This is a genomic window from Rhizorhapis sp. SPR117 (assembly GCF_021742065.1).
This window is the reverse complement of sequence record NZ_JAKKIE010000134.1, coordinates 1-3802: the sequence shown is the minus strand read 5'-3', so window position 1 is coordinate 3802 and position 3802 is coordinate 1. Positions and strand designations below refer to the sequence as shown.

Genomic DNA, 3802 nt, shown 5'->3' with positions numbered 1-3802 from the left:
CTTATCGCGAGGTCGCGATAATGTGAAGGAACGCGGCGCAGGCCCGCAAAGCCGCGGAACACCCCGCCACGTCCTTCGCATTATTTCACAGGGTGTCGAGCCACTCCATCAGACTTGCATCCCGCTTCCACGAAGGAGGAACGTTGCTCGCCGCCGGCGCGCCCACCTGTTCCAGCGCCTTTCGCTTGGTCTCCAGATTAGCCTGGGCGTAGTGGTTGGTCGTGTCGAGGCTGACGTGCCCCAGCCAACTGCGGATGACGGTGATATCGACCCCGGCAGCGACGAGGTGGACGGCTGTCGCGTGCCGGAAGCTGTGCGGGGTCACATGTTTTGACCGAAGCGTCGACACGGATTTTGCCGCTTCCTCCACATAAGTGGCAAGCTTGAACCGCACTCCCGAGGCGCCCAGCGGTTCACCGTATCGGTTTACGAAGATGCGCTCACCTGTTGCGCGTGGCTGTCGCTCCAACAACTTCTTGAGCAACGTCACGGTTTCCGGCCAGAGCGGACAGATGCGTTCCTTGCGCCCCTTGCCGTAAAGACGCACGCAGGTCGGCGCTTCGAACCGGATCGCCTCAGGACAGAGGTCGAGCGCCTCCTGGATGCGCGCGCCACTGTTATAGAGGAACGAGAGCAGCACATGGTCGCGCGCGCCTTCGATTGTCGACCGGTCGGGCTGTGCGAGGATTGCCTCAACCTCCCCTGGCTCGAGGTAGCAGGGCGCAGAAGTGGGCTCCCGCTTGAGCGGGACAGTCAGGACCTCGGCGCATTGCGCGATGTATTCGGGATCCTTGTCAGCCACGAAGCTGAAGAAGCTGCGGATCGCGGCGAGCCGGCAGTTGCGTGTACCGATCGTGCCCCTGCGCCCATGCTCGGTATGGTGGAGGAACGCGCGCACCTCGCCGGCCGAGACGTCGGCCAGCATGATCCGCGCGACCCCGCCGCCTTTTCGCTCCGCGATAAACCGAAGCAACAACCGCCAGGTGTCGCGGTAGGACCGGATCGTATGGACAGAAGCACTGCGTTGCTCGGCCAACCATTCCTGGAAGAACGCCCGCAACAACGCGGGGAACGGATTGCTCTTTTTCATGACAGCGCCTCCATGTTGAGGCATGGGGCGCCGACAGCGCGGAACCGCTCGCTTGCTTCCTGCAACAGATCCTGCGTGACGGTGATGTAGACCAACGTGGAGTTGATGTCCCGGTGGCCCATATAGGTGGAGAGGTAGCGTAGCCTGTCCTGCGGGTTGATGCCGGATCGGTACCATTGGAGGATCCGGTTCACGACCATTGAGTGACGCAGGTCATGAACACGCGGCCCCGTCCGCCCGAAGGGCGGTTTGAACCCGGCTCGACGCATGACGTTGGTGATCATCGTTGAGACCACCACCGGGGCATAGCGATCATTGAAGTGGTCATGCCAGAAGAGCCCGGACCGCGGATCCTGCGGGGCGCCGGCGCGCCGCCTTGCATCGATATAGGCCCGTAATTCGGCCATGACGCTGCCGGTTAGCGGCAAGATCCTGGTCTTGTAGAACTTCGTTTCCCGGATCGTGATCGTGTCCGATTGAAGGTCCACGTCACCCAGATCAAGCCCGGCGAGTTCACTACGGCGCAGTCCGGCACAATAGGCCAGAACCACCATCGTGTAGAGGGCCATAGGCCGCAGCGGAGCATCCGGCGACGGATACGAGCGGGCAACATCGAGCAACCGCCGGACGTCGGCCGGACTGAAGATATGCGGCCGTCGATGCTCGCGCGCCACTTCCCGCTCCGACCGGGCGTTGAAGCGTTTTGGCGGGATTCTGGGATCAAGGCGATACCGCGCCTTGGTCAGGATGCGCCCCAGCTTCTGACATTCAGCCGCGTGGTTGCGGGTCGGCTTGGCAGTTGCCCAGCGCGCCAGCATTGTCTCAAGCGATGCCCCGGCAAGTTCGGGGTTCGCCTGGAGGAACCGATCGAACCGCAATAGCCAGTGAGCCTGGGTCTCATACTGATAGCCCCGGCTGCGCATCAACGCGACATGCTCGCGCATGAAGTCCCCCAGCACGCTGCCGTAGGGCGCAGGCCGTCGCAATGCGGCCAGGGCTTCGTCGGGATTGGGGGAAGCGAGAGCCCGCCAGATCGGCTTGTTTTGTTTGGCGTTGTACTGACGACGAAGCACGGCAACGGGATTCTCGGCGATCAGCCCGATTTCGACGAGGTGTTCGAGGAAGCGATCGACAATGCAGACCTGGTTGAGCAGCGTCGGCATTCGCCAACGTTTTTCCATTTCCTTCAGCCAGACGTCGAGCATCTGCCGGTCAACCGCCGGATGACGTCGGGCTACATCCTCGAAGCTGCGAAGGAACCAGCGATAAGTCGGTCTGCTTCCCGGCCGGAACTGCGATTTTTCCAAGAAGGCGTCAACAACGGTGCAATCGGGATCGTGCCAGGCGCTCATGACAGCATCTCCGAGCCGGGTACATCGAGCGCCACGGCTCGGAGATCATCTGTCGCCAGCTTGAGATAGGCATTGGTGGATTCGATTGATCGATGCCCGAGCACGTCGCCGATGATCTTTTGCGGGACCGACGCCCGCAGTAGTTCGACCGCTCGCGCGTGGCGGAAGACATGCGCTCCTCGCTTTCCCGGCGGCTCGACGCCTGCGGCTGCTAACCGCCCGCGGATCATGCCGTACAGGTTTGTCATTGCGATGTAGGGCGCGCAGGATCGGATGAAGATTTCCCGCCCCTCGACCTGGGGGCGCCCATGACGCAGATAGTCGAGCAGCGCCTCACCAACCGGCGCCAATAGCGGCATGTAGGAGTACGCATTGGTCTTGGTGTGACGGATACGCAGGGATTCTCCGCGCCAGTTCACGTCTTCAAGCCGAAGGCGGCAGATCTCACCTTCGCGCAACCCATATGTGGCAAGCAGTTGAAGTACCGCAAAATCGCGCATTCCTCGCGGCGATCCGTCCTTCTTCGTCGTCGCCAACACCGCGGCGATTTGGCTCTTGTCCAACGTCGAGGGCACGTCTTCATAGGCGTAGAGCATGGGGCCGATGATGTGCGGCGTGAGATCAGTCGGGATACGTCCCGTCCGATGCAGATAGCGCACCACCGACCGGAGCCGCTCAGCGACGTCGGCCAATGATTTGCGCCGTAATCCAGGCGCGCGCATGTCCATGTAGAGATCGACCTCCACGATGCTCAACGTGCCGAGGCTGGCAGCACCGCCCCGTTCGAACCGCCATCGCAGGAAGTTCCGTGCCTCCCACATAAGCGCCGCGATGGTAGCGCTTGCCAGACCGCGCTCGTCGCGCAGCCATGCCTCGTATTCGCAGCAGATCGCCTGCCGATACGCGGTTTCCGGTTCGGTCATCTCCGGCTCGGGCGGCCATTTGCCTTGGGCAAGCCGGAGCAGCTTGTTGATCGACGTGCGGGGCAACATCTGCCAGCGCGCACAGGGAGGCCGGCCGTACTGGGCTTCGAAATCCCGAATTGCATAGGCAAAATACTGATCGACCTGCGCGGGCGTCACAGTTTCTACCTGCATGTCGCACTCGGCCAGATAATCGAGAAACGCGCGGGCGTAGAGGCGATGGTTCGCTACGACCACCGGGTTGTAATTCTGCGTCGTGAGCAAATTCGAGAGTTCGGCGATCAACTCGTCGTGCAATTTCAACATGCTTTTATCCTCAGCTGGTTCAGAGACCGCCGAGGTTCGCAACCAAAATAATGCGCAGCAACATCGCACGAACAACACAGGAATTCGGCGCTTAGGCCGCGTTCCTTCACATTATCGCGACCTCGCGATAA

General features: G+C 61.6%; 3 protein-coding genes. All 3 read right to left on the bottom strand.

Annotated elements, in window-relative coordinates; genetic code table 11:
* Nucleotides 1-85: 85 nt before the first annotated feature.
* The 3 genes from L3X40_RS21210 to L3X40_RS21200 are packed head-to-tail and all read right to left on the bottom strand — an operon-like array spanning nucleotide 86 to nucleotide 3671.
* Nucleotides 86-1090, bottom strand: a complete 1005-nt coding sequence (locus L3X40_RS21210) for a tyrosine-type recombinase/integrase (RefSeq protein WP_184081903.1) — start codon at nucleotides 1088-1090, stop codon at nucleotides 86-88.
* Nucleotides 1087-2442: a tyrosine-type recombinase/integrase gene (locus tag L3X40_RS21205; RefSeq protein WP_072597925.1), complete on the bottom strand. Its 1356-nt coding sequence runs from the start codon at nucleotides 2440-2442 to the stop codon at nucleotides 1087-1089. The genes L3X40_RS21210 and L3X40_RS21205 overlap by 4 nt, the downstream gene beginning before the upstream one ends.
* Nucleotides 2439-3671 carry a site-specific integrase gene (locus L3X40_RS21200; RefSeq protein WP_072597926.1) on the bottom strand — a complete coding sequence of 411 codons (1233 nt, stop codon included), beginning with the start codon at nucleotides 3669-3671 and terminating at the stop codon, nucleotides 2439-2441. The genes L3X40_RS21205 and L3X40_RS21200 overlap by 4 nt, the downstream gene beginning before the upstream one ends.
* Nucleotides 3672-3802 lie beyond the last annotated feature (131 nt).